The 24,408-nt window shown below is 72.1% G+C and carries 25 protein-coding genes; 15 read left to right on the top strand and 10 right to left on the bottom strand.

What is annotated here, in order from left to right:
- The first annotated feature begins 20 nt into the window (after positions 1 to 20).
- Positions 21 to 413 (top strand): YidH family protein, encoded by a 393-nt coding sequence (locus tag FB563_RS26570; RefSeq protein ID WP_055710202.1) that lies wholly within the window; start codon positions 21 to 23, stop codon positions 411 to 413.
- Positions 401 to 724, top strand: a complete 324-nt coding sequence (locus FB563_RS26565) for a DUF202 domain-containing protein (RefSeq protein WP_055710203.1) — start codon at positions 401 to 403, stop codon at positions 722 to 724. The genes FB563_RS26570 and FB563_RS26565 overlap by 13 nt, the downstream gene beginning before the upstream one ends.
- Before the next feature lie 8 nt (positions 725 to 732).
- Here the strand turns inward: FB563_RS26565 and FB563_RS26560 are convergent, their stop codons facing one another.
- Positions 733 to 1,737, bottom strand: a complete 1,005-nt coding sequence (locus FB563_RS26560) for an NADP-dependent oxidoreductase (protein ID WP_055710204.1) — start codon at positions 1,735 to 1,737, stop codon at positions 733 to 735.
- Between the two features lie 60 nt (positions 1,738 to 1,797).
- On the opposite strand from FB563_RS26560, the gene FB563_RS26555 reads away from it, so the two are divergent.
- The 4 genes from FB563_RS26555 to FB563_RS26540 all read left to right on the top strand — a co-directional run bounded on the left by FB563_RS26555 (position 1,798) and on the right by FB563_RS26540 (position 5,602).
- Positions 1,798 to 2,097, top strand: a complete 300-nt coding sequence (locus FB563_RS26555; RefSeq protein ID WP_055710205.1) for a hypothetical protein — start codon at positions 1,798 to 1,800, stop codon at positions 2,095 to 2,097.
- Positions 2,098 to 2,265: 168 nt separating this feature from the next.
- A complete protein-coding gene (locus FB563_RS26550; protein WP_055710206.1) occupies positions 2,266 to 3,288 on the top strand; it encodes a phosphotransferase family protein in 1,023 nt (340 codons plus the stop codon).
- 6 nt (positions 3,289 to 3,294) lie between these two features.
- Complete coding sequence (locus tag FB563_RS26545; RefSeq protein WP_055710207.1) at positions 3,295 to 4,509, top strand: acyl-CoA dehydrogenase family protein; 1,215 nt, start codon at positions 3,295 to 3,297, stop codon at positions 4,507 to 4,509.
- Positions 4,510 to 4,681: 172 nt separating this feature from the next.
- Positions 4,682 to 5,602 carry a LysR family transcriptional regulator gene (locus FB563_RS26540; protein WP_055710208.1) on the top strand — a complete coding sequence of 307 codons (921 nt, stop codon included), beginning with the start codon at positions 4,682 to 4,684 and terminating at the stop codon, positions 5,600 to 5,602.
- Here the strand turns inward: FB563_RS26540 and FB563_RS26535 are convergent.
- Genes FB563_RS26535 through FB563_RS26525 form a run of 3 tightly spaced genes read right to left on the bottom strand, consistent with a single transcriptional unit; the run spans position 5,541 to position 8,598 of the window.
- Positions 5,541 to 6,134 (bottom strand): TetR/AcrR family transcriptional regulator, encoded by a 594-nt coding sequence (locus FB563_RS26535; protein ID WP_055710215.1) that lies wholly within the window; start codon positions 6,132 to 6,134, stop codon positions 5,541 to 5,543. The genes FB563_RS26540 and FB563_RS26535 overlap by 62 nt on opposite strands.
- Before the next feature lie 26 nt (positions 6,135 to 6,160).
- Positions 6,161 to 7,828: a class I adenylate-forming enzyme family protein gene (locus FB563_RS26530; RefSeq protein WP_055710216.1), complete on the bottom strand. Its 1,668-nt coding sequence runs from the start codon at positions 7,826 to 7,828 to the stop codon at positions 6,161 to 6,163.
- Positions 7,825 to 8,598: an SDR family oxidoreductase gene (locus FB563_RS26525; protein WP_055710209.1), complete on the bottom strand. Its 774-nt coding sequence runs from the start codon at positions 8,596 to 8,598 to the stop codon at positions 7,825 to 7,827. Before FB563_RS26525 ends, FB563_RS26530 begins: the two co-directional genes overlap by 4 nt.
- Before the next feature lie 103 nt (positions 8,599 to 8,701).
- Here FB563_RS26525 and FB563_RS26520 point away from each other — a divergent pair, with 103 nt between their 5' ends.
- Positions 8,702 to 9,922, top strand: a complete 1,221-nt coding sequence (locus tag FB563_RS26520; RefSeq protein WP_055710210.1) for an exo-beta-N-acetylmuramidase NamZ family protein — start codon at positions 8,702 to 8,704, stop codon at positions 9,920 to 9,922.
- Positions 9,923 to 10,015: 93 nt separating this feature from the next.
- Positions 10,016 to 11,317 (top strand): alpha/beta hydrolase family protein, encoded by a 1,302-nt coding sequence (locus FB563_RS26515; RefSeq protein WP_055710211.1) that lies wholly within the window; start codon positions 10,016 to 10,018, stop codon positions 11,315 to 11,317.
- 108 nt (positions 11,318 to 11,425) lie between these two features.
- Here the strand turns inward: FB563_RS26515 and FB563_RS26510 are convergent, their stop codons facing one another.
- Positions 11,426 to 14,206 carry a penicillin acylase family protein gene (locus FB563_RS26510; protein WP_055710212.1) on the bottom strand — a complete coding sequence of 927 codons (2,781 nt, stop codon included), beginning with the start codon at positions 14,204 to 14,206 and terminating at the stop codon, positions 11,426 to 11,428.
- Positions 14,207 to 14,425: 219 nt separating this feature from the next.
- On the opposite strand from FB563_RS26510, the gene FB563_RS26505 reads away from it, so the two are divergent.
- The 3 genes from FB563_RS26505 to FB563_RS26495 all read left to right on the top strand — a co-directional run bounded on the left by FB563_RS26505 (position 14,426) and on the right by FB563_RS26495 (position 17,137).
- A complete protein-coding gene (locus FB563_RS26505) occupies positions 14,426 to 15,028 on the top strand; it encodes a hypothetical protein (RefSeq protein ID WP_055710213.1) in 603 nt (200 codons plus the stop codon).
- A gap of 232 nt (positions 15,029 to 15,260) precedes the next feature.
- Positions 15,261 to 15,995: a 3-keto-5-aminohexanoate cleavage protein gene (locus FB563_RS26500; RefSeq protein ID WP_055705333.1), complete on the top strand. Its 735-nt coding sequence runs from the start codon at positions 15,261 to 15,263 to the stop codon at positions 15,993 to 15,995.
- 74 nt (positions 15,996 to 16,069) lie between these two features.
- Positions 16,070 to 17,137, top strand: coding sequence for an RNA ligase (ATP) (locus FB563_RS26495; protein WP_142218939.1), 1,068 nt, complete (start codon positions 16,070 to 16,072; stop codon positions 17,135 to 17,137).
- 137 nt (positions 17,138 to 17,274) lie between these two features.
- Here FB563_RS26495 and soxR read toward each other — a convergent pair whose 3' ends face one another.
- Positions 17,275 to 17,757 carry a redox-sensitive transcriptional activator SoxR gene (soxR, locus tag FB563_RS26490; RefSeq protein WP_055705767.1) on the bottom strand — a complete coding sequence of 161 codons (483 nt, stop codon included), beginning with the start codon at positions 17,755 to 17,757 and terminating at the stop codon, positions 17,275 to 17,277.
- 116 nt (positions 17,758 to 17,873) lie between these two features.
- On the opposite strand from soxR, the gene FB563_RS26485 reads away from it, so the two are divergent.
- Complete coding sequence (locus tag FB563_RS26485; RefSeq protein WP_055705768.1) at positions 17,874 to 18,335, top strand: MaoC family dehydratase; 462 nt, start codon at positions 17,874 to 17,876, stop codon at positions 18,333 to 18,335.
- A 10-nt stretch (positions 18,336 to 18,345) separates the two neighbouring features.
- Here FB563_RS26485 and FB563_RS26480 read toward each other — a convergent pair whose 3' ends face one another.
- The 3 genes from FB563_RS26480 to FB563_RS26470 form a co-directional block, all read right to left on the bottom strand.
- Entirely contained in the window at positions 18,346 to 18,969 is a 624-nt protein-coding gene (locus tag FB563_RS26480) for a TetR/AcrR family transcriptional regulator (RefSeq protein ID WP_055705769.1), read from the bottom strand.
- Between the two features lie 73 nt (positions 18,970 to 19,042).
- The gene (locus FB563_RS26475) at positions 19,043 to 19,330 is read right to left on the bottom strand and encodes a YiaA/YiaB family inner membrane protein (protein WP_055705770.1); all 288 of its coding nucleotides are present in this window, start codon (positions 19,328 to 19,330) and stop codon (positions 19,043 to 19,045) included.
- 59 nt (positions 19,331 to 19,389) lie between these two features.
- Entirely contained in the window at positions 19,390 to 20,541 is a 1,152-nt protein-coding gene (locus FB563_RS26470; protein ID WP_055705790.1) for an acyl-CoA dehydrogenase family protein, read from the bottom strand.
- A 102-nt stretch (positions 20,542 to 20,643) separates the two neighbouring features.
- On the opposite strand from FB563_RS26470, the gene FB563_RS26465 reads away from it, so the two are divergent.
- The 3 genes from FB563_RS26465 (at position 20,644) to FB563_RS26455 (ending at position 23,302) form a co-directional block, all read left to right on the top strand.
- Positions 20,644 to 21,303, top strand: coding sequence for a TetR/AcrR family transcriptional regulator (locus tag FB563_RS26465; RefSeq protein ID WP_055705771.1), 660 nt, complete (start codon positions 20,644 to 20,646; stop codon positions 21,301 to 21,303).
- Between the two features lie 41 nt (positions 21,304 to 21,344).
- The gene (locus FB563_RS26460; RefSeq protein WP_055705791.1) at positions 21,345 to 22,058 is read left to right on the top strand and encodes an ArsR/SmtB family transcription factor; all 714 of its coding nucleotides are present in this window, start codon (positions 21,345 to 21,347) and stop codon (positions 22,056 to 22,058) included.
- 305 nt (positions 22,059 to 22,363) lie between these two features.
- Entirely contained in the window at positions 22,364 to 23,302 is a 939-nt protein-coding gene (locus FB563_RS26455) for a DMT family transporter (RefSeq protein WP_167528512.1), read from the top strand.
- Positions 23,303 to 23,317: 15 nt separating this feature from the next.
- Here FB563_RS26455 and FB563_RS26450 read toward each other — a convergent pair whose 3' ends face one another.
- Positions 23,318 to 24,400 (bottom strand): Zn-dependent alcohol dehydrogenase, encoded by a 1,083-nt coding sequence (locus FB563_RS26450; protein WP_055705772.1) that lies wholly within the window; start codon positions 24,398 to 24,400, stop codon positions 23,318 to 23,320.
- Between the last annotated feature and the right edge of the window lie 8 nt (positions 24,401 to 24,408).

Genomic DNA, 24,408 nt, shown 5'->3' with positions numbered 1-24,408 from the left:
CGCCCGGTAGGGTCGGCCGCGTGAGCGATTTCGTGACGAACATCCGGCTGTGGTTCGCGCCGGAACAGGTGCGGGACGAGGGCGGCACGCCCGACTACCGGTTCTCGCTGGCCAATGAGCGCACCTTTCTCGCCTGGCTGCGCACGGCGCTCGCGCTGATCGGCGGCGGATTCGCGGTGGACCAGTTCCTGCCGGACCTGCGCTGGGCGTGGCGGGTCGGTCTCGCGCTCGCCCTGCTCGGCGCCGGGGTGCTCTGCTCGCTGCGCGCGGTGAACCACTGGGTGCGCTGCGAGCGGGCGATCCGGCGCGGTGAGGACCTGCCCGCGTCCCGGTTCCCGGCGCTGCTGAGCCTGGTCGTCGCGGTGGTGGCCGTGGCGATGGTCGTGGTGGTGCTGGCCGGATGGGCGGGGTGAGCGCGGCCGGACGCGATCCGGGGCTGCAGCCGGAGCGGACCCGGCTGGCCTGGCGCCGTACGACCCTCTCGGCCGCCGTGGCCGCCGTGCTCGCCCTCAGGGCCGCCCTGCACGGCGGCGCCTCGGTCACCGGGGCGACGGTCTGCGCCGCGTGCTGCGTGCTCTTCCTGGGCTTTCTGTGGGTGGCCCACCGCCGGATCCGGACCCTGGCGACCGGTCCCCGTCCGCCGGTGCTCGCCCCCCGGCACGCGACGGCGGCGGCGCTGTGCGCGGTGGCACTGGCGGTGTGCGCGGCCGCGCTGGTCGTCTAGGTCCTGTCCTAGAGCGTGCCCTCCTGGCTGGTGCGGTACAGGGTGCGCTCCTCACCCCTGGTCCAGACGCTGCCTTCCGCTTCCTGCCCGTCCACGGTGACCACGATCTTCCCGCGGGTGCGGCCCTCCTGGTTCAGCCGGTGCGCGTCCGCGGCCCGCTCCAGCGGGAACGTCTCCTGGACGTGCACCGAGACGACGCCCCGCTCGGCCAGCCGGGCGAGCGTGCCCAGGTCCTCGGCGTCCGGGCGGACGAAGCAGTAGCGGCCGCCGTAGCGCACCACCTCCGGGTCGGCGATCGACGCCAGCCGGCCCTCCGGGGCGAGCAGGTCGGCCGAGGTCTTCAGGGTGTCACCGCCGACGGTGTCGAAGACCGCGTCCACGCCCTCGGGGGCGAGCGCGCGCACCCGTCCGGCCAGGCCTTCGCCGTAGGTCACCGGTTCGCCGCCGAGGCCGCGCACATAGTCGTGGTTGCGCTCGCTCGCCGTGCCGATGACCCGGGCGCCGAGGTGGGCGGCGATCTGGACGGCGAGGGAGCCGACGCCGCCGGCCGCCGCGTGCACCAGCACGCTCTCGCCGCGCCCCACCTCCAGCGCCTTCACCAGCACCTGGTAGGCGGTCAGCCCGGCGAGCGGCAGGCCGGCGGCCTCCTCGAAGGACAGGTTGCGCGGCTTGCGGGCCAGGGTGCGCACGGGCGCCGCGACGTACTCGGCGAAGGTGCCGCGGGAGAGGAAGTCCTCGCGGCAGTAGCCGATGACCTCGTCGCCGACGGCGAACTCCGTGACCGCGGCGCCGGGCCGGACGACCACCCCGCTGACGTCCCAGCCGGGGACCACCGGGAAGACGGCGTCCAGCAGCGCGTCGAGATACCCCTCGCGGCACTTCCAGTCGACCGGGTTGACGGCCGCGGCACGGACCTTGACCAGCACCTGGTCGGGGCCGACCTTCGGGTCGCGCACCTCGCCGTACTCCAGCACCTCCGGTCCGCCGTAGCGGCGGTAGCTGATGCCCTTCATGCACTCGACCCTCCGGGGTACTCGTCGGCCACGCAAGTGGTACCCCCGAAGGTGAGCACCATGACCACCGTTCACCAGGAACACACCGAACACCGCACGCACAGCCACGGTCCGGGCTGCGGGCACTGCGCCGTGCCGCACGGCGACCACCTGGACTACGCGCACGACGGGCATCTGCACCGCGAGCACGAGGGCCACTGGGACGAGTGCGAGCCGGCCGGGCACACCGTCCACGAGGGCCACGAGCACGTGCACTACGACGAGTGCGGGCACGCGCAGGTGCCGCACGGCGATCACGTGGACTATCTGCACGGCGGCCACCGGCACGCCGAGCACGAGGGCCACTGGGACGACCACTGACGACACCGCAACCGGGGCCGACGGCTCTCCGGGCAGCGCGCCGGGGGGCCGTCGGCCTATCGTGGCTCCCGTCACGTTCGGCCGCCTGATCGCTCCGCATACTGGACGGCATACCGACCGGTCGGCATCATGGGTCGGGTCCTGTTCATCCGTTCGTAGGAGTGATGCATGAGCGCCGACCACCCGCCCGGACTCGACCTGGACCGGCTGCGCGCCCACCTCGACCGCGAGCGCCCCGGTCTGGTGACCGGCCCCCTCACCGGCCGGCTGATCGAGGGCGGCCGGTCGAACCTCACCTACGCGCTCTCCGACGGCACCTCCCGGTGGGTCGTACGCCGGCCCCCGCTCGGCCACGTCCTGGCCACCGCGCACGACATGAAGCGCGAGCACCGCGTGATCAGCGCCCTGCACCCGACCCGGGTGCCGGTCCCGCGCCCGGTGCTGCTGTGCGAGGACGAGAAGGTTCTCGGGGCGCCGTTCTACGTCATGGAGTTCGTCGAGGGCACCCCCTACCGCACCGCCCAGCAGCTCGCCCCGCTCGGCCCCGAGCGCACCCGGAACGCGGTGCTGTCCCTGGTGGACACGCTGGTCGACCTGCACGCGGTGGACCCGGCCGCGGTGGGCCTCGAGGACTTCGGCCGCCCCGAGGGCTTCCTGGACCGGCAGCTGCGCCGCTGGGGCAAGCAGCTGGACGCCTCCCGCAACCGCGAACTGGCCGGCATCGACGAACTGCACGCGGCCCTGGGAAGAGAGCTGCCCGCCTCCCCCGCCCCGGCCGTCGTGCACGGCGACTACCGGCTCGACAACGTCCTCATCGGGGACGACGACCAGATCAAGGCGATCCTCGACTGGGAGATGTCCACGCTCGGCGACCCGCTCACCGACCTGGGCCTGCTGGTGATGTACAGCCGGCCGCTGGGGATGGCCGACTCGCCCGTCTCCACCACCGCCGAGGCCCCGGGGCACCCTTCCCCGCGGGAGCTGATCGAGCGGTACGCCGAGCGCTCGGGGCGCGACGTCTCCGGCGTCTCCTGGTACACGGCGTTCGCCTGGTTCAAGCTGGCCGTGATCCTGGAGGGCATCCACTACCGGTACACGCTGGGCCAGACGGTCGGGCGCGGCTTCGACCGGATCGGCGACCTCGTGCCCGTCTTCATCGACCACGGACTGACGACCCTTCAGGAAGGCTGACCGGACATGGACTTCGCGTTCGACGCGCGCACCGAGGAACTGCGCGCCAAGCTGCTCGCCTTCATGGAGGAGTACGTCTACCCGGCCGAGGCGGTCGCCGAGGAGCAGCGGGCCGCGCTCGCCTCCCCGTGGGACACCCCGGCCGTGGTCGGGGAACTGAAGGCCGAGGCCCGCAGGCAGGGTCTGTGGAACCTGTTCCTGCCCGACGGCGAGTACGGCGCGGGACTCACCAACCTCCAGTACGCGCCGCTCGCCGAGATCACCGGCCGCTCCCCGCATCTGGCGCCCACCGCGACCAACTGCGCCGCGCCCGACACCGGGAACATGGAGGTGCTGGCGCAGTTCGGCGACGAGCGGCAGAAGAAGCAGTGGCTGGAGCCGCTGCTGGCCGGTGAGATCCGCTCGGCCTTCGCGATGACCGAGCCGGAGGTGGCCTCCTCCGACGCCACCAACATCACCACGCACATCGAGCGCGACGGCGACGAGTACGTCATCACCGGCCGCAAGTGGTACATCTCCGGCGCGATGAACCCGGACTGCAAGATCTTCATCGTGATGGGCAAGACGGACCCGGACGGCCCCGACATCCGGCGCCAGCAGTCCATGGTCCTGGTGCCGCGCGACACCCCCGGCGTGACCGTCAAGCGCGCCATGCAGGTCTTCGGTTACGAGGACCACTCGCACGGCGGCCATGCGGAGGTCGTCTTCGACCACGCGCGCGTGCCGGTCACCAACCTCATCGGCGAGGAGGGCGGCGGCTTCGCCATCGCCCAGGCCCGGCTCGGCCCCGGCCGGATCCACCACTGCATGCGGCTGATCGGCATGGCCGAGCGGGCGATCGAGCTGATGTGCCGGCGGGCCGTCTCCCGTTCGGCGTTCGGCAAGGCGCTGGCCCAGCAGGGAGTGGTCCAGAACTGGATCGCCGACGCGCGGGTGACGGTGGAGCAGCTGCGGCTGCTGGTGCTGAAGACGGCCTGGCTGATGGACACCGTCGGCAACAAGGGCGCCCACACCGAGATCCAGGCCATCAAGATTGCCACGCCGCGCGCGGTGGCCGGCATCCTGGACCGCGCGATCCAGCTGCACGGCGCGGGCGGGGTGAGCCAGGACTTCCCGCTGGCCGAGCTGTACGCGAGCGCCCGCACCCTGATGCTGGCCGACGGCCCGGACGAGGTGCACCAGCGGTCGCTGGCGCGGCGGGAGCTGAAGAAGTACCTGTGAGCTACCTCTAGTAGCCGCCTGAGTAATGGTGGTCCTCGCGGGCGAGGGTGCGGAGGAACGCCAGGAACCGGTGCAGGAGATACGGTCTGCGAGTCATGCGTCCAGCGTGGCCCGCAGGCCGCCCACCGGTCCAACAGATGGTTTCGCTGGTCCGCATCTCTAGAATAGATGGATGGAGATGCGTCAGCTGCGCCACTTCATGGCGGTGGTGAACGAGGGCAGCTTCACCGCCGCCGCACGCGCCGAGCTCATCGTGCAGTCCGCACTCAGCACGTCCGTCCGGAACCTGGAACGGGAGCTGGGCGCCGACCTGTTCGACCGTGCGGGCCGCCGGGTGGTGCTCACCGAGGCCGGCCGGGCCCTGCTGCCCCAGGCCCGCGCGCTGCTCGCGGGCGCCGAAGCGGCCCGGGAGGCGGTCGCGGCCGTGGCGGGACTGGCCGTCGGCCGCGTGTCCATCGGTACGATCCAGACCCTGACCTGCGTGGACCTGCCCGCCGAACTCGCCGGCTTCCACCGGGATTTCCCCGGCATCCAGGTCTCCGTGCGGGACGCGACCGTCGCCGAGCTGACCGAGGCGCTGAGAGCCGGCGAGCTGGACCTGGCGTTCGTCGCCCCGGAGGCGCGCGACCTGCCCGAGGGTCTGCACGCGCACGCCACCTGGCACGAGGAGCTGGTGCTGATCACCGCGCCGGGACATCCGCTGGCCGAGGCGGGCCGCACGCTCATCAGGGACCTCGCCGACGAGCCCTTCGTCGACTTCCGTGCGGGAACCGGCCTGGAGACGGCCGTACGGCGCCTCGCGGCCCACTGCGGCCTGGACCGCCGTATCACCTGTGACGTCACCCAGATCGGGCTGCTGGTGGACCTCGTCCGGGCCGGGATCGGGGTGGCGTTCGTGCCCCGGGCCATCGGCGAGCGGGCCGGGCTGCCGTGCGTGCGCATACGGCAGCCGGAGCCCGGCCGTACGGTCGTTCTCGCGGGTCGCGGCCCGCAGCCCCGGAACCCGGCTGCCGCGGCCCTCGTCCGTCACCTCACGGACGCAGCGCCCGCAGCAGCAGGTCGGCGAGGTGGTCGGCGACCTGCTGCGGGGTGAGGGGCCCGTCGGGGCGGTACCAGGTGGACAGGTGGTGGACGGAGCCGAAGTGGTAGTCCACGACCAGGTCGGCCGGGGTCGCCGTGGAGAAGACGCCGGCCTGCTGGCCCTCCTCGATCAGCGCGCGGAACTGTTCGTGGTAGCGCCGGCGCTCGGCGCGGACCTGCTTGTTCTTCTCCGGGCTGAGGTGGTGCATGGACCGGAAGAAGATCATCGCGTCGTCGAGGTTGTCGATCGTGGTGACGACCACGTCCGCCGCGGCGGCTCTGAGCCGTTCCTCCACCGGCGCGTCCATGCGGGCGAAGTGGTCGAGCCGTTCCTGCTGGATGCGCAGCACGCGCGCGTACACCTCGTGCAGGAGGTCGTCCTTGGAGCCGAAGTAGTGGTACAGCGCTCCCTTGGTGACCCCGGCCGCCTCCACGATCTCCTGCACGGAGGTGCGGTCGTATCCCTGCTCGGCGAAGAGCCGGGTGGCGGCGGCCAGCAGCCGCTGCGGAACGGGCGTCCCGTCTCCGTCCGTCGTCCTGGGCACTGCCGCCACCTGCCTTTCCGTGATGCTTACCGAATGTCCTGCGCTCGGGAACGCAGTTCCCGCCGGAGGATCTTCCCACTTGCCGTCTTGGGCAGGTCGGGCAGGATCTCCACCTGCCGCGGGTATTTGTAGGCGGCCAGTCTCTCCTTGCAGTACACCGCGAGTTCATCCGGGTCCGTCCCGGCGCCCGGACGCAGGCTGATGTACGCCTTGACGGTCTCGCCACGGTAGCCGTCGGGGACGCCGACGACGGCCGCCTCGCGCACCGCCGGGTGGGTGTACAGCACGTCCTCGACCTCGCGCGGCCACACCTTGAAGCCGGACGCGTTGATCATGTCCTTCTTGCGGTCGACGACGTAGAGCCAGCCCTGCGGGTCCATGAAGCCGATGTCGCCGGTGCGCAGCTCGCCGTCCGGGAAGGCCTCGGCGGTGGCGTCCGGGCGCCGCCAGTAGCCGGGGATCACCTGGGGCCCGCGGACGACGATCTCGCCCTGCTCCCCGAAGGGCACCTCCTCGCCCTGCTCGTCCACGATCCGCACGAGCGTGTCGGCCCCGGGCACGCCCACCGACAGCGTGCCGGAGACGGGGTCCACGGGCGCCTCCAGGCCGGGCGGGACGGCGGCGCACGGGCCGGAGCACTCGGTGAGGCCGTAGCCGACGCGGATGTACGGCCCGAAGCGCTCGCGGAACCTCTCCACCAGCGCGGGGGGCACGGGCGCGCCGCCGGAGGAGAGGTTCACGAAGGAGGCGAAGTGCTCGCGGGTGGCGTCCGGGTGGGCGGCCAGCGCCATGTAGGCGGTGGACGGGCCGACCGTGTAGTGCGGTTGGTGCTCGGCGAAGGCTTCCAGGACCAGTCCGGGCTCGAAGCGGTAGGCGAGCACCAGCGTGCCGGCGCTGTTCAGGCAGGCCCCGAACTGGCAGACCATGCCGGTGATGTGGAACAGCGGCGCGAGCGCGTAGTAGACCGGCGCCTGCGGCAGTGCGAGCCCGGTCCGCTGCCGCTCGGCGTTGTGCATGATGTTGCCGTGCGTGTTGGTGGCGCCCTTGGGGGTGCCGCTGGTGCCGGAGGTGTAGCTGATCAGCGCGATGTCGTCCGGGCGCGGGTCGCGGCCCTCGGGCGCCCTGCCGCTCTGCCGGGCGACGGCCACGAGGTCGTCGGTGTCCGGCGCCTGGGGCAGCCGCTCGAACCCGAGCACGCGCGCGTCGTCGCGGGTCTGGAAGTCCAACTCGGATGCGGTGAGCACGATCCGCACCGGCGAGCCGGCCGCCGTCTGCCGCAGGTACGACTCCCAGGCCCGCTCGGAACAGACCAGTGCGGCCACCTCGGCGTCCCGCAGGATGTGCTCCATCTCGGCGGACTTGTACATCGGGTTGACCGGGACGACGGTCGCGCCGGCCTTCCAGGCGCCGAGGACGGCGAGCACGAAGTGCGGGGAGTTCTGCAGCAGCACCGCAAGCCGGTCACCGCGTTCCAGGCCGCGCGCGGCGAGGTGGGCGGCGACGGAGTCGCTCAGCTCGTCGACCTCGCGGTAGCTCAGCCGCGCGTCGAAGTAGGCGAGGAAGGTGCGCTCGGGCGCCTCGGCCACAGCCGCCCGCAGGGCGTGCACCAGCGAGTCGGCGGGGTCGATCGGGCCGCGCTGGGCGTCGTCGAGCAGGGCCAGCCAGGGGCGCGCCGCGTACGGGGAGGCGCTCACCGGGCCCCCTCCCACTTGCGCTGGATGTGGTTCATGCCGCTCAGCCAGCGATCCGGGTCGGTGGCCCGCGCCTGGTAGTACTCGGCCACCTCGGGGTGCGGCAGGACCAGGAAACGGTCCTCCGCGATACCCCGGAACAGGGCGTCGGCAACGGCCTCCGGTTCGATCGCGGTCGGCTGCAGCACCAGGTCCCCGGCGCTGCCGGTCGCGGCCAGCATGTCGGTGCGCACGCCCTGCGGACAGATCGCGTGCACCTTCAGGCCCCGGTGGCGGTAGGTCAGCGACAGCCACTCGGCGAAGGCGTAGGCGCCGTGCTTGGTGACGCTGTAGGAGGGCGCGCCGATCATGGTGAGCAGCCCGGCGGCCGACACGGTGGAGACGAACCGCCCGGCGCCCCGCTCCAGCCAGTCCGGCAGGAGCGCGTGGGCGGCGCGGACGTGCGCCATCACATTGACGTCCCAGGCGAGGGCCCAGGACCTCTCGTCGAGCGGCCCGCCCGCGCCGCCGTCCTCGAAGGCGACACCGGCGTTCGCGCAGTAGACGTCGACGGTGCCGCCGAGCGCGTCACGGGCGTCGGCGACGACGGCGGAGGCGTCACCCGGCACGGCGATCCCGCCGATCTCCTCGGCCACCGCCTTGGCCTTGTCGCCGTCCAGGTCGTTGACGACGACCCGGGCTCCCTCGGCGGCGAACCGCCGGGCCAGCGCGGCCCCGATCCCTCCGCCGGCCCCGGTGACGACCACTCCCGCATCCTGCACGGCTTCCACCATCGGTCTCCCTCGACACGACTTCGCGCGGCGCGCGTCGGCTCTGACGCCTCAGACTAACCGGTCGGTATGTGTGAAGGAAGGGCCACCGCACCAACCTCTGGTCATGCATCTGTCCCGACGGAACCTGCTCGCATCGGCAACCATGGCGGCCCTCACGCCCACGCCCGCCCACCGTGCGGAACTGCACACCGGCTTCGAAAGACTCGCAGCCGACGGTTACTCCCTGCTCAAGGGCCGGCGCGTCGGCATCGTCACCAACCCCACCGGCATCACCCAGGACACCACCCACATCGTCGACGTCATGCACCGGGATCCGCGCGTCCGGCTGACCGCGGTCTTCGGCCCCGAGCACGGCTTCCGGGGCACCGCGCAGGCCGGCGGCTCCGAGGGCCGCTACGACGACCCGGCGACGGGGCTGCCCGTCTACGACACCTACCTGAAGAGCGGACAGCAGCTCGCCGACGTCTTCACCGCCGCCGGCGTCGACACGGTCGTGTTCGACATCCAGGACGTCGGCGCCCGCTTCTACACCTACATCTGGACGCTGTACGACTGCATGGAGGCCGCGCAGCTCGCGGGCAAGCGGTTCGTCGTCCTCGACCGGCCCAATCCGGTCACCGGCCGCGAGGCCCTGGGGCCGGTCCTGCACAAGGAGTTCGCCACGTTCGTCGGCCGGCAGCCGATCGCGCAGGCGCACGGCATGACCGTCGCCGAGCTCGCCCGGCTGTTCAACGGGGAGTTCCTGAGCAGGCCGGTCGCGCTGGACACCGTCCTGATGACGGGCTGGCGGCGGACCCGGTTCCACGACGCCTCGGGGCTGCCCTGGGTGCCGCCGAGCCCGAACATGCCGACCCCCGACACCGCGCTCGTCTACTCCGGCACCTGCATGTTCGAGGGCACCAACGTCTCGGAGGGCCGGGGCACGACCAGGCCGTTCGAACTGCTCGGCGCCGAGGGCGTCGACGGCCGCTGGGCCGCCGCGATGAACGAACTCGCGCTGCCCGGCGTGCGGTTCAGGGAGGCGTACTTCGCGCCCACGTTCTCCAAGTTCCAGGGCAGGACGGTCGGCGGGGTGCAGATCCACGTGCACGACCGGGCCGCCTACGACCCGGTCCGCACCGGGATCGCGCTGCTGGTGACCGTCCGGAAGGCCTGGTCCGGCTTCGCCTGGCGGCCGGACAACTGGATCGACAAGCTCACCGGCTCCACCCGGGTGCGCACGATGATCGACGCCGGGGCGACCACCGACGAGGTGACCGGCGCCTGGCAGGAGGAGCTGGCCGCGTTCCGGCGGCTTCGCAAGGAATATCTGCTGTACAGCTGAGGCGCGGTGTATGGCCAACCTTGCCCCGGAGCAGGACGATGCGTCCGCGACACAGTGTGACGCATCGTTTCCGGCGGGACGAGGGAGCCTGGCATGGCGGATCCCGGGATGAGCGTGACTCCCTACTGGGAGCTGACCTTCGACGCGGACGGGGACGTGGACGGCCCCGAACGCGACCATCTGATGGCGCAGGTCACGGAGCACGGCGTCCGTGACCTGATCGTCTTCGCGCACGGCTGGAACAACGACCGCTCGGGCGCGACCGCGCTGTACCGGCAGTTCTTCGCGCCGGTCCCGGGACTCGCGCCCCGGGCCCGGCTCGGGTACGTCGGTGTGATCTGGCCGTCGATGCGGTTCAGCGACGAGCCGATCCCCGACTTCCCGAAGTCGGTGGCGGCAGTTGCGGCTCAGACGGCACCGGGCCCGGCGCTGGACAAGGACACCCGGCGTGCCCTGCTGGACACCTTCCCGGGGCGGGCCCCGGTCATCGACCAGCTGGCCCGCATGCTGGACGAACGGCCGGGCGGCGCCGACGGGTTGGCCGACTTCGGGCGGCTGGTACGGCTGCTGGTGGACGAGGGGCGGCGACGCGGCGCGGCCGACACCGACGAGGAGGGCGAGCCGCTGGTGTTCACCGAGGACCCGGCGACCGCCTGCGACGAGTTCGCCGAGGCGCTGGCGGCCGTCCGGTCGCCCGGCGCACCGGCCGGGTTCAGCATCCCGAACCCCTGGGAGGGCGCCAAGGAACTGCTGCGGCAGGCGACGTACTACACGATGAAGCGGCGGGCCGGAACGGTCGGCGAGCACGGGCTCGGGCCGGTGATCGGGCAGCTGGCGCGTGCGGCGGCCGGGGTGCGGGTGCATCTGGTCGGGCACAGCTTCGGCGGGCGGCTGGTCTCCTTCGCGCTGCGCGGGCTGCCGGACGGGGTGGGCACGGTGAAGTCCGTGACGCTCCTCCAGGGTGCCTTCTCCCACTACGCCTTCGCGGACCGGCTGCCGCAGGCCCCGGACAAGGCAGGGGCGCTCAAGGGCCGGCAGGGGCGGATCGACGGCCCGCTGGTGTGCTGCTACTCGCACTTCGACGCGGCGCTCGGCACGTTCTATCCGCTGGCGTCCCGGCTGTCCGGGGACGACCGCTCGTGCGCGGGCAGCGAGATCGCGGCCGTGCTGGGGCCGGAGTGGGGCGCGATGGGGCACGACGGGGTGCAGGCCGTGCCGGGCACCACCCGGCTGGACCTCGCGGCGGCCCTGGGCGGACCGTTGCCCGCGGCGGGGTGCGTGAACGTGGACGCGGCCTCGGTCGTCTGCCACGGCGGCCCGCCGGCCGGGGCGCACAGCGACATCGTGCACCCCGAACTGGCGCGGCTGGTGCTGGCGGCGGGCCGCGTCACGTGACCCGCCGCCGACGGCCGTTGGCCCGCCGGTGGTGGCCAACGGCCGTTGGCAGCGGCCCACCGGCGTTGGCCAACAGCCGTTGGCCGACGCCGGTTCGCCACCCCTTGGTCACCGGTGCGACGTGTACTCCACCACCTGCTGGAACGTCGGCCGGTTCTGCCAGCTGATCCTGCCGTGCTTGATGCCGCCCAGGGTGCGCTGGACGATCGAGTCGGCGCACCACTGATCGCCGGCCGAGCACTGGTCGTCACCCGGGTAGACCTGCGCGGCGGTCGTCCCGGCCGCCTGGTCGAGGGTGCTGATCAGCACGTCCCGGCAGGCGCTGAGGCTGCCCCCGCCGCAGTACTTCTGGGCGAGCCCGCCCTGCACGTTCTCCCCGAGCACCGCCCGGATGTCCTTGTCGACATAGCTCCACCAGCCGAACTGGAAGGAGCTTCCGGCGTGCGAGCCGGTCGGGCCGTGGCCGGCCGACGGGGCCTCGTCCACCGGCAGGTTGCCGGTGAAGGCCGCGTACAGGTCGCTGCCGAGGCCCGGTTCGAACTCGGCCTTGACCAGCAGCGGCCACCAGGCGTCCAGGATGCGGATCGCGTCGGCGTTGGCGTAGGTGTGCGAGCCGGCCGACGTCTCCGTGCGCCCCGCGCCCGCGTCCACCCACGCCTGCAGCTTGCTCACCGCCGCGGCGGCCGTGGAGTCGGTCACCGTCGACGAGTTGATCACCTTGAGCAGCTTCGGCAGCACGTCCTCGGCCCGCAGGTCGGCGAGGGCCGCGTCCGCCATGGCCTGCACCAGCTTGGTCCGGGTCACCCCGCCGGCCGCGACCAGCTTCTTCACCCGGTCCTCGAGCAGGTTGCCGCGGTGCACGGAGCCGTCGCCCCAGCCTGCGGCCGAGTAGTCCCGGGCCTGCTTGTTGTTCCAGGAGACGTAGTAGTCCTGGTCGATGGAGTTGGGGTGGGCCGAGGCCGGGGTGTAGTCGGCGGTGTTGGTGGCCGGGTCCCAGTTCCGCCACTCGTACGCCGGCTGCGCCCAGGCCGGGAACTCGGCGTCGACGCCGGCCGCCCGGACCGGGTTGTCGCCGCTGTTGTAGTACGCGGTGTGCTGGGAGTCGGCGTAGAACCAGTTGAAGGTGTAGTTGATGTGCTGGGCCGCGGCCTGGAAGTCCTTCGGGCCCTTGACGAAGCCGGGGTCGTTCAGCATCTGGAAGCCGATGATCGAGTCGGCCTCGTGCAGGTACGAGGACCGCAGCGTGGTGTAGGCGACCTTCTTGCCGCCGACGGTCGCCCGGTACTCCACCGGCCCGTACTTCGTCCGCCACACCCGCATGGTGTACGACCCCGCCGGCGTGCTGTCGGCCGTGGTCGGTGACCAGGAGTTCTTCTGCTCGACCTCGTCCATGGCCGTACAGGTGCCGTGGTAGAGGTAGTGGTGGTCGTCCTGGCACAGCTCGACGGCGTAGGTGTCGATGATGTCCTGGCCCGAGGTGGTCGCGCTCCAGGAGTAGTCCTGGCCGCGGCCGAGTTCGACATACATGCTCAGGCCCGCGAAGGAGGCGCCGCGCGCGCTGATGCCCGGGCCCTGGATCTCCTGGAGCATGAGCAGCTGCGGGGCGAAGTAGCCGGTCTGCGGTCCGAAGACGGCGATGGGGTGGCCGCCGGCGGTGTACTTGCCGCTCACGACAAGGGCGTTGGACATGCCACGCCTGGCCGAGCTGAGCGTGGTCCTCGCGGCGGTGGCGGAGGTGGCCTTGGCGGCCGCGCTGGTCGCGCTGCCCGTACGGTCGTAGACCAGCGGTTCCTGGGTGACCGAGCCGGCGTCGGGCAGGGCCTCGCCCTTGGCGTCGGCGGGCTTGCCGCCGTAGGGGAAGCTCTGGCCGTCGTGCACGGTCAGGACGGCCTCGGGGTCGTTGCGCTCGCGGAAGGACTCCCAGACCTTGGTGCCCTCCTCGACGCCGTACTTGGCCTGCGCGGCGAGCAGGGAGACGGCGTTGTTGACCTCGCCACCGCCGCCGGAGCCGAACAGGGAGCCGATGACGGAGGCCAGCGCCACGAGGTCGGTGACCTTGAAGTGGTCGATGGTGCCGGAGTTGGTGATCGGGTCCTTGTGGCCGGTCAGGTCGTACTCGCCGGGGAAGTAACGGCCGCTGTCGGAGGCGTCGATGTAGGCGTTGACGCCGTCCAGGTAGGCCTTGACGTCGGCGAGGGCCTGCTGCCCGCGGGCTCCGTTCCTGGCCACCGCGTTGTCGATCTGCGCCTGCAGATCGGCCTCGGTGTAGGGCGCGTTGCGGTAGAACTGCTGCTCCAGGCCCTGGTTGGCGGCGGCGCCGCCCGCGAAGGAGGTCAGCCGGCCGCGGCCCACGTGCCGGAAGACGTCCATCAGCCACAGCCGGTCCTCGGCCGCCGCGTAACCGGCGCCGTACTCGGTGCCGTACCGGGTCGTGCCCGTGATGTGCGGCACACCCGTCTTCTTGTCCCGGACGATCGTCACGTCACCGCGGCCGCCCGGCTTCTCGGTGGAGGCGACCTGGTCGGACGGGACGCCGAAGGAGGCGTCGTTGAAGAAGTTGTCGATGGTGGCGTCCGTGAGGCCCTTGTAGCCGGTGGCCAGGCCGGCGTACGGGCCGAGCTGGTCCTCGGCGTGCGAGGGCTGGGTGCCGAAGGCCTGGTTGAGCAGGATCTGGGCGAGCGTGGCGTTGCCGTTCTCACCGGGCGGCAGGATGTCCGAGCACTGGCCGCCGCAGTAGTCGTTCGAGGCGGTGGCGGCGGCCGCGGTCTGGGAGAGGGGGGAGAGAAGTCCGGCGACGAGGACGCATATGGACGCCGTCTTCAGGAACCCGGCGAAGCGGCGGGACGTTCTCAGTCTGTCAAGCGTGGTACGTGGGGTTCGCCGTGGCATGGCAGCTCCTAGCGACAGGGGTGGCCGAAGGTTACCGCCGGTATCCCCAGCTTTAAAGATGAACATGCGTCACTTTCCGGAGTCCGCAAGCAGAAAGCAGAAGACAGCACGCGAAGAGATGGAGCCGAATCGCCTGTCGATACGTCTATTCGGCGACGTCCGTGCGACGACGCCGAAGTGACCGAAGTACAGGTGCAGGTGTGACGGAGGTGCAGGGCGATGGCCGGTTTCCGGAGTCTGGCGAGACAGGTACGCGATCCGGGCTGCGATCTGGCACTACGGCGCTACTCACTGCGCAAGTGCCTTGAGAAGTTCGCCCCTTACGGGCATCGGGCGACCTGGGACCATCTGTGCTCCCGGGCGGGCTTCGGCCCCGAGGACCGCTCCCCCGACCCGGCGCGGCTCGTGGCCGCACTGGAGGAGCTGGAGGAAGCCCGGTCCGTCTGGCTCGCCTATGAGACCGACTTCACCGAGCGGCGCAGAAAGGAGAAGCACGACGGGCTGCGCCGGCCGGGCAGCGTGGACGACTGGCACCGGCTGACCTGGGGAGGCTTCGGGGTCGCCTGGTGCGACGACCCGCGGCTGCACCCGGACGCGCCACTGGCAGAGGTGCTGCGCCGGCTGATCGCCGCGCTGAACCGGGAGCCGGGCTCAACCTGCCCGGTGTGCGGCGGCGACCGCCTGGTCTGGCGGTACGGCCTGGACCACGAGCCGTCGTCCGGCCCGGTCTGCACGGACTGCGGCATCCTCGTCCCGCGCCCCGTGCTCACTCCGCAGGCACTGGAGTACGCCAGGCGGGGGCGACTGCTGATGTCGGCCTGAGGACAGGGGGTTGGGGGGTGCGTAGGGGGATGCCGCACCCCTGCGGGGGCTCGGCCCGGGGGAGGCCGCTTGCCGGCGCTGAAGGCCGACGGCACTGCAGCGCCCCAAAGGGGCGCGGGGCTGTGTTGATATGCGGCTCCGCCGCGTGGGCGCGACCAGTCACGACCGCGCCGCACACGACCCACGACCTGTCGTGGCACCCCGGAATCACGGCCACCTCACCCGGAGCACCATGCAGGTATGCCTGAACGGCCGTCGTTCCCCAGCGGACAGCTCAAACGTGCCGATGGTCCCCGACGACCTCGCCCGTTCCGCAGCGCAGGCCGTGACCGCCGGTGCCACGGAAGTCCACGTGCACCCGAAGACGCCGTGCGGACACGACAGTCTCTCCCCGCGCGTCCTCGCCCCCGCGCTGGAGGCGATCCGGGCGCGGGTGCCGGTGCCGGTCGGGGTGACGACCGGTGCCTGGGCCGAGCCCGACCCGGCGGCGCGGCTCGCCCGGGTGCGCGCCTGGCCCGTGCTGCCCGACTTCGCCTCGGTCAACTGGCATGAGCCGGGGGCCGAAGCGGTCGCCGAACAGCTCATCGCCATGGGCGTGGGCGTCGAGGCGGGCATCCGGTCCGGCACCGACGGCGCGGCCCGGTTCGCGGTCTCACCCCTCGGGCCCAGGGTGCTGCGCGTGCTGGCGGAGGTGACCGACCCGGACCCGGCGTCCGCCGAGGCCTCGGCGCGGACCCTGCTGACCGAGCTGGGCAGCGCCCACGACCGGCCGGTGCTTCTGCACGGCGAGGAGGGCGGCACCTGGCCGGTGCTGCGGCTGGCCGGAAGGCTGGGCCTCGCCACCCGCATCGGCCTGGAGGACACGCTGTTCCTCCCCGACGGTCAACGGGCGTCCGGCAACGCCCAGTTGGTCGCGGAGGGGCTGGTCCAGTACGGCTCGTTCCCCGAGCGACGCTACCAGCCGTAAATCGGCTGGCTCCACCCGATTCCCGTGCGGACAGTGGAGTCGATGAAACCGAACCGATGAACACGGGGAGTCCCATGTCCACGCTGCGGGTCACCGCGGAAGTGCTGACCGTCCACGAGCATCCGAACGCCGACGCGCTCGAACTGGCCCAGGTGGGTCTGTACCGGGCCGTCGTCGCCAAGGGCGCGTACCGCACGGGCGAGGCCGCCGTCTACATCGCGGAGCAGTCCGTGCTCCCGGCCGGGCTGGTCGAGGAGCTGGGGCTGACCGGGCGGCTGGCGGGCGGCGAGGCCAACCGGGTCAAGGCGGTGCGGCTGCGCGGCGAGCTGTCGCAGGGCATCGTGTGCCGGCCGAAGGCGCTGGCGGACGTCGACCTGGCGCGGGCGGCGGCCGAGGGCACGGACTTCGCGGAGCGGCTGGGCATCACCAAGTGGGTGCCGCCGATCCCGCCGACCATGAACGGCGAGGTGGAGTCGGCTCCCGACCTGCTGCCGTGGGTCGACATCGAGAACGTCCAGCGGTACCCGGACATCTTCACCCCGGGCGAGCCGGTCGTCCTGACGGAGAAGCTGCACGGCTCGGCCTGCCTGCTGACGTACGTCGCGGACGAGGGCCGGGTGTATGTGTCCTCCAAGGGGTTCGGCGCCAAGTCCCTGGCGCTGAAGGAGGATCCACGGAACCTGTACTGGCGGGCGGTGCGCGGGCACGGGGTCGCCGAGGCGGCGGCGAGGCTGGCCGAGCGGCTCGGGGCACGCCGGGTCGGCGTCTTCGGGGAGGTGTACGGCGCGGGGGTGCAGGACCTGTCGTACGGCGCCGACGGGCGGCGGGACACGCTGGGGTACGCGGCGTTCGACGTCTCGGCGGACGTGGACGGCAGCGTGCGCTGGCTGGACGCGGCGGAGCTGCTGGAGGGGGAGCTGCCGGTGGTGCCCCGGCTGTACGCGGGGCCGTACGACATCGAGCGGGTGCTGGAGTTCGCGAGCGGGCGGGAGACGGTGTCCGGGCGGGGGCTGCATCTGCGGGAGGGGGTGGTGATACGGCCCGCGGTGGAGCGGTACAGCCCGGTGACCGGGGGCAGGGCCATCGCCAAGGCGGTGAGCCCGGCGTACCTGACGCGCAAGGGGGGCACCGAGTACGAGTGAGGTGCCGTCCGCCGGGGCGGGGCCAGGGTGGGGTCGCTCACCCGGCGCCCCGTAAGGGGCGCGGGGCTGTGCTGACATGCGGCTCCGCCGCGTGGGCGCGACCAGCCGCACTCGGCCCGCACCCGGCGGACGGCAGTTCACCCCACCCCGGTGGCCGGACCGGACCGCCCCTCCGCCAACAACCGCGACCCGGTCAACCGCTCCCCGAACACATCATCCGGGTTCGACAGCACACAGTTCTCCAGGGAAAGACACCCGCACCCGATGCAGTCGGTCAGGTGATCGCGCAACCGGTTCAGCTGCTTGATGCGTTCGTCGAGCTCCGAGCGCCACTTCTCCGACAGCCGCGCCCAGTCCTCCCGGGTCGGCGTCCGTTCCTCCGGCAGTTCGGCCAGGGCGTCCCGGATCGTGGCCAGCGGAATGCCGACGCGCTGCGCGGCCCGCACGAAGGCGACCCGGCGCAGGGTGTCGCGGCTGTACCGGCGCTGGTTGCCGGACGTGCGGCGGCTGCTGATCAGGCCCTTGGACTCGTAGAAGTGCAGGGCGGAGACGGCGGCGCCGCTGCGCGCGGACAACTGGCCGACGGTCAGCTCGTGGATCTTCTCGGGGATCTGGGGCACTCCTCAGAGCCTAGTCGCCCGGTGCCGGCCGCGATCCGTTGACAGGCGCCCCTCACCCGACCATGCTAAGCAGTTGCTTAGACACGCGAGTGAGATGCGAGCGAGAGGCCGGGAACATGGCAGAACCGAGGACCTTCACCTCCCCCGACGAGCTGAAGGCGGCCGTCGGCGAGCAGCTGGGGTACACCGACTGGCTGGAGGTCGACCAGAAGCGCGTCGACCTGTTCGCCGAGGCCACCGGGGACCACCAGTGGATCCACGTGGACCCGGAGAAGGCCGCCGCGGGCCCCTTCGGGACGACCATCGCCCACGGCTATCTCACGCTCTCCCTGCTCCCGCTCTTCGGGCCGCAGCTGATGCGCGTCGAGGGCGTGAAGATGGGCGTGAACTACGGCACCAACAAGGTCCGCTTCCCCTCTCCCGTCCCCGTCGGCTCCCGGCTGCGCGCCACCGCGAAGATCACCGGCGTCGAGGACGTCACCGGCGGCCTCCAGGTGACCGTCGCCTTCACCGTGGAGCGCGAGGGCGGCGACAAGCCGGTGTGCGTCGCGGAGTCGGTGGCCCGGTACTACCTCTGAGCGCGGGCGGCTACTTCGCCCCGACCATCCGGAGCACGAGGTCGGCGTAGAGCGCGCCGACCTCCTCGGGGGTGAACGGACCGTCCACGGTGAACCAGCGGGCCACGTCGATGCACAGCGACAGCACGGCGAGCGTGGTGCCCTTGACGTCCAGGACGTCGAACTCGCCCGAGGCCACGCCGTCCTCGATGATCCGGCGCACCTCGGCGTCGACCTGGCGGCGCAGCGCGACGATCTCGGCGCGGGCCTCGGGGCCGAGGGCGTCGAGTTCGTACTGCACGACCCGGGCGGTGGTGCGCCGTCCCGCGTGCCAGCGGACGAAGGAGCTGACCGCGTCGGCCAGCCGCTCGGTCGCGGTGCCCTTGCGCTGCGCGGCCGTACGCAGGATGTCCAGGGCCTTGTCGTGGCCGATCCGGCTGATCCGGTGGAGCAGCTCTTCCTTGGTCTTGTAGTGGATGTAGAGCGCGGCCGGGCTCATGCCGGCGCGGCCCGCGATGTCTCGGGTGGTCGTCGCGTGGTAGCCGCGCTCGGCGAAGGCCTCCACGGCGGCGACGAGCAGCCGCCGGGCCGCGTCCGGGGTGACCTCTTCCCACGGCTCCACTTCGCCGCCGGTCGTCTCCTCCGCCGTACTCATCGCTCGCTCGCCCCTCTCGATGACAGGAGCACCACCATACCGCCGACGGTGAGCGAGCGCTTAGCGTGCCTGCTCAGATCTTCTCGAAGGGGTCGTGCTCGGCGAGGAGCTTCTCCAGCCGCGCCTGGTCGACCCGGCTCACGATCTGCCCGGCCTCCTGCCGGTCCCGGATCACCTTGGCGAGGGTGAAGGCGGAGGTGACGAGATAGAGGACGGCGATGGCCAGGAAGGCGCGCACCCATGCGTCGGCGCCGAGCTGGTAGATGCCGACGGCGGTGGCCACCATGGCGACTGCGAAGGACGCGACGGCCTGACCGTAGAAGGCGGCCGTGCTCTGCTGTTTGACCGGTGTGTCACTCATGGGAAGAGCATCGGCGGATGTGGCCTGCGCCACATCCGCTCGCGTACTCAGATCGGTACTCAGAACGCCGAAACCCCGGTCAGGGAACGCCCGATGAGCAGCTTCTGGATCTGGCTGGTGCCCTCGTAGAGGGTCATCACGCGGGCGTCGCGCAGGAGTTTGCCGGCCGGGTACTCGTCGATGTAGCCGTAACCGCCGAAGACCTGGAGGGCGTTGTTGGCGGCGCGGACGGCGGCCTCGGAGGCGAACAGCTTGGCCTTGGAGGACTCGACGGCGAACGGCTGACCGCGGTCGATCAGATCGGCGACGCGCCAGGTGAGCAGCCGGGCGGCGTCCACGTCGACGGCGATGTCGCTGATCAGCTCCTGCACGAGCTGGTGCCGTGCGATGGGCTTGCCGAACTGCTCGCGCTCACCGGCGTACCGCACGGCCGCGTCCAGCGCGGCCTGCGCGATGCCGACGCAGCCCGCCGCCACGGACATCCGCCCCTTGGCCAGCGCGGACATGGCCACGGAGAAGCCCCTGCCCTCCTCGCCGAGCATCGCGGACGCGGGCACCCGCACGTCCTCGAGGACGAGTTCGGCGGTGGCCTGGCCGCGCAGGCCCAGCTTGCCGTGGATGGTGCGGCGGGTCAGGCCGGGCGTGTCGGCCGGCACGAGGAAGGCGGAGACGCCCTTGTGGCCGGGGGCGTCGGTGGAGCGGGCGAAGAGCAGCACGACGTCCGCCCACGTCCCGTTCGTGATGAACATCTTGGTGCCGTTGATGACGTAGTCGTCGCCGTCGCGTACGGCGCGGGTGCTGAGGTTGCCCGCGTCGGAGCCGGTGCCGGGTTCGGTGAGGCCGAAGCAGCCGACGTGCTCGCCGGCCGTCAGTCCCGGCAGCCAGCGCCGTTTCTGCTCCTCGTCGCCCCAGGCGGCGATCGTCTTGGCGACGAGCCCGAGGGACACGGACACGATCCCGCGCACGGAGGAGTCGCCGCGCCCCAGCTCCTCGGTGACCAGGCAGTACGCGAGATGGTCGCCGCCACAGCCGCCGTACTCCTCGTCGATGGTCAGCCCGAGGAAGCCGACCGCGCCGAGCTTCTTCACGATGCCCCGGTCGACCTCCTCGGCGCGGTCCCAGGCGACGACGTGCGGGGCGATCTCGCGTTCCACGAAGTCCCGCGCCAGCTGCCGTACGGCGGCCTGTTCCTCGCTGAGCCCCAGGTTCACCATGCGATCACCCCACAGAAGACGACACCGATGACGAATCTTGAAAACCGTACATTTAAATTAGCACTGCTAGTTTACAGCTGCAGCCCTACTATGTGCGCCATGGCCCGACCGCGCAAGCCCCTCCTCAGCACCGACCGGATCGTCGAGACGGCCCGGGAACTCGTGGACCGGGAGGGCCTGGCGGCCGTCTCCACCCGCCGGCTCGCCGCCGAGCTGGGGGTGAGCGGGCCGTCGCTCTACAACCACTTCCGCACCAAGGACGAGATCCTGGAGGCGGTCGCCGACTCGGTGAGCGCTCTGGTGGACCTGTCGATGTTCGAGGACGGCCGGGACTGGCGCACCGCGCTGCACGACTGGGCCGTCTCCTACCGGGCCGCCCTGCGCGACCACCCGAACATCGTCCCGGTGCTGGCCCGGGGTCCGGGGCGGCGGCCGGCCGCCCTGCGACTGGCCGACGCCGTGTACGGCGCCATGGTCGACGCCGGCTGGCCGCCCGCCCAGGCGACCTCCATCGGCGCGCTGATGCGGTACTTCATCATGGGCTCCGCACTCGGTTCGTTCGCCGGGGGCTTCGTGGACGACGCGAGCGCGTACGACCCCGCCGACTATCCCCACCTCGGCCAGGCCCATCTGCTCGCCGAGCAGCAGGAGAAGATCGACGAGCGGGCCTTCGAGACGGGGCTCACCGCGCTGCTGGACGGGCTGGCGCAGCAGTACGAGCAGGTACGGCAGCAGGTGCAGCAGGGCGTGCAGCGATAGTTCGGTGGGCGCCGAAGTGTCCGTGCCGCATGCTGGGCGCTATGACCGCCAAGGATCCGCAGGCCGCCGGACTGGCTGCGCTCGCCTCCCTGATCGCCGACGAGACCCGTGCCGCGTGTCTGCTGGCGCTGCTCGACGGGCGGGCCTGGACGGCCGGTGAGCTGGCCCGGCACGCGGGGGTCGCCGCGTCGACGCTCAGCGAGCACCTGGGCAAGCTGGTGGCCGGGGGCCTGCTCACGGAGGAACGGCAGGGGCGGCACCGGTATGTAAGGCTGGCCGACGCGCATGTGGCACAGCTTGTCGAGGACCTGGCGGCGCAGGTGCCTCCGGCGGCCGTACGGCGGGCTCCTCGTACCCTGCGTGAGTCGAGTGCCGGGTCGGCCATGGCCCGGGGCCGTACCTGTTACGACCATCTCGCGGGGCGGCTCGGTATCGCGGTCACCGATGCGCTGACTCTGCGGGGGCTGCTGCGGCAGGACACCGGGTTCGCGCTCACGGACGCGGGGCTGGAGTGGTTCGCCTCGGCGGGGATTGCCCTGGACGTGCCGAGTCGGCGGCCGCTGGCCCGTGCGTGCCTGGACTGGACCGAGCGGCGGCCCCATCTCGCGGGGGCGGCGGGGGCCGCGTTGTGCCGGCACGCGCTGGAGGTCGGGTGGTGTGTGCGGATCGGCTCCGCGCGGGCCGTGAAGGTGACTCCGTCGGGGGAGCGGGAGTTGTCGGAGTTGCTCGGTATTCCTTCTGGCGGCCTGCGCTGAGTTCGGCTACTGGGGCGGTGGGTTGCGTTGTCTGCCGGGTGCGGGTCGTCGGTGGCTGGTCACGCAGTTCCCCGCGCCCCTCAGGGAACTGCAGTGCCCTGCGCCTTCGAAGCACCGCCGCCGCTGCGGGCAGTCGTGCCTCCCCCAGTGCCTTAAGGGCCTGGGGTGACCCCCAGGCGGCACGGGTGGGCGCAGCGGCACCTCGCCAGCGCCAGTAAGCGACCCAACCCCCGCCCAGCCCCACCCCGGGCGTCCTGTCCGATATCCGCCAGCCAGGACACACACCCATACCTAACCTCGGGAGCATGATGAACACCGCCCCACGCCAACACCTGCTGCCGGCTTGCGCAGCAATCGTCACCGTCGTCCTCTGGGCGTCGGCCTTCGTGGCGATCCGGAGTGCCGGGCGGGAGTACTCCCCCGGCGCGCTGGCCCTGGGGCGGCTGGCGTCGGGTGCGCTCGCGCTGGGGGTCATCTGGGCCGTACGCCGGGAGGGACTGCCCCCGAGGGCCGCCTGGCGCGGGATCCTGCTCTCCGGTGTGCTGTGGTTCGGCTTCTACATGGTCGTCCTGAACTGGGGCGAGCAGCAGGTGGACGCCGGCACCGCCGCCCTCGTGGTGAACGTCGGCCCGCTGCTGATCGCCCTGCTCGGCGCCCGGCTCCTCGGTGACCCGATGCCGCCGCGACTGCTGGCCGGGATGGCCGTGTCGTTCGCGGGCGCGGTGACCGTGGGGCTGTCCATGTCGGGCGGCGGCCGCAACTCCGTACTCGGCGTGGTGCTGTGCCTGCTCGCCGCCGTGGCGTACGCCGCCGGCGTCGTCGCGCAGAAGCCGGCCCTGGGACGGGCGAGCGCCCTGCAGGTGACGACCTTCGGGTGTCTGGTCGGGGCGGTGGCGTGTCTGCCGTTCGCCGGGCAACTGGTGCACCAGGCCGGGCACGCGCCCCTGTCGGCCACCCTGGGCATGGTCTACCTGGGCGTGTTCCCGACCGCGCTCGCCTTCACCACCTGGGCCTACGCCCTCGCCCGCACCACCGCCAGCCGCATGGGCGCGACGACGTACGCCGTGCCCGCGCTGGTGGTGCTGATGTCGTGGCTGGTGCTCGGCGAGGTGCCGGGCGTGCTCATGCTGGGCGGCGGGGTGCTGTGTCTCGCGGGTGTGGCGGTGTCGCGGTCCCGGGCCCGCGGCGGCCGCGCTTCCCGGGTCGCGGCCGGTGGGAAGCCGCGGCCCGAGAAGGTCGGCTGAGCCTTGCGCCTGGTGTCAGAAGACCACCAGCGCCCGGCCGCCCTTGCCCGCGAGCATGTTCTCGAAGGCCGCCGGGATGCCCTCCAGGGCGATCCGTTCGGTGACCAGCGCGGAGAGGTCCAGGCGGCCTTCCCGCACGTGCTCGGCGAGCACCGGGATGTCGCGGGCCGGGTCCGTGTTGCCGTAGACGCAGCCGGACAGGGTGCGGCCCCAGTGGAAGATCTCCAGCGCGTTGAACGTGACCTCCTGGTCCTTGCCGCCGATGCCGACGACCGTCGTACGGCCGCCCCGGCGGGTGGAGTCCCAGGCGGCGCGGATCGACATCGCGCGGCCCACGCACTCCACCGAGACGTCCACGCCCTGCCTGCCGGTGAGGGCGCGGATCTCGCGGGGTGTGTTCTCGGAGGCGAGGACGTAGTCCGTGGCGCCGGCCGCGCGGGCCAGCTCCTCCTTCGACTCGGAGACGTCCACGGCGATGATCCGGGACGCGCCCGCGATGCGGGCCGACTGGAGCGTGGCGAGACCGACGCCGCCCGCACCGAAGACGGCGACCGTCTCGCCCTCGCGGACCTTCGCCGAGTGGTGGACGGCGCCGTAGCCGGTGAGGACGGCGCAGCCGAGGAGGGCGGCGTCCACCAGCGGCACCCCCTGCGGGAGGGGCAGTACGCAGGACGCCGACACCACCGTCTCCTCGGCGAACGCGGCCACGTTCAGGCCCGGGTGGAGGTCGGTGCCCTCGGTGGTGCGGGCGTAGACGTCGGCGGCGCCGTTCAGGGCGTTGGCGCACAGCCAGACCTCGCCGAGCGCGCAGGCGTGGCAACTGCCGCAGGACGGCGCCCAGTTGAGGACGACGGCGTCGCCCTCGGCGACATGGCTGACGCCCTCGCCGACGGCCACCACCGTGCCGGCGCCCTCGTGGCCGAGGACGGCCGGGACGGGGACACGCATGGTGCCGTTGGACAGGGACAGGTCGGAGTGGCAGACACCGGCGGCGGCGAGGCGCACCCGGACCTGTCCGGGGCCCGGGTCGGGCAGCTCGATGCCGGTGATCTCCAGGGCTGCGCCGATGGCGGGCAGGACGGCGGCTCGTACGGCCATGGGTCGGG

This window comes from Streptomyces puniciscabiei, assembly GCF_006715785.1.
Classification (GTDB): Bacteria; Actinomycetota; Actinomycetes; order Streptomycetales; family Streptomycetaceae; genus Streptomyces; species Streptomyces puniciscabiei.
This window is presented reverse-complemented; position numbering and strand designations above follow the sequence as displayed.